Genomic DNA, 562 nt, shown 5'->3' with positions numbered 1-562 from the left:
TGGGGCAGTGGCGAGTGCCCTGGAGCTTCTGCATCTGGCATGGCAAGGGCACCCCGAGTCCGTCTCAACTCGCGTGTAAACTCCTCGCTCGTGTGCCCAAGACCCTCACGAAACGTTTCCCCGTGATCGTCCTGGCAGATACAGAGTTTGGCACCGTGGAGTTTCTCACGGCGGTGCGAAAACGGCACTGGCGAGCGGTCGTGGGAATGCGCTGCACTCGCCTGATGGACACGGGTAAACCCCTCAAATCGCTTTACCGTCACGGCACACGAGGACAACAGGTGCGATTAGCGGGCATCGACATGCCGTTGACCGTTTCCTGGTTTTGGCTCAAGCGCAGCGAGGGCAACCGAGAACTGCGCTTTGTCGTCTCCACCTACCCCTATTCTGGAGTCTACCTCGTGCGGTTAGGACGACAACGGTGGACCATTGAGGGCTTCTTCAAAACCATCAAACATCGCTTTGGACTCCATTGCTTTGGTCAGAAGACTCGGCTGGGCATTTATCGCTGGTTGTTGTTATCCCTCATTGCTTACCTGCTTGCCCATTGGGTCTCTCGAAC

The 562-nt window shown here is 56.9% G+C and carries 1 protein-coding gene; it reads left to right on the top strand.

Annotation, left to right across the window (positions count from 1 at the left end):
• Window positions 1-562: transposase (locus A8707_RS26375; protein WP_197485113.1), on the top strand; the 562-nt coding region annotated here is incomplete at both ends.

The organism is Phormidesmis priestleyi BC1401 (assembly GCF_001650195.1).
Taxonomy (GTDB): domain Bacteria; phylum Cyanobacteriota; class Cyanobacteriia; order Leptolyngbyales; family Leptolyngbyaceae; genus Phormidesmis_A; species Phormidesmis_A priestleyi_B.
The sequence above is the reverse complement of the archived record's forward strand: the minus strand, read 5'-3'. Positions and strand labels throughout refer to the sequence as shown.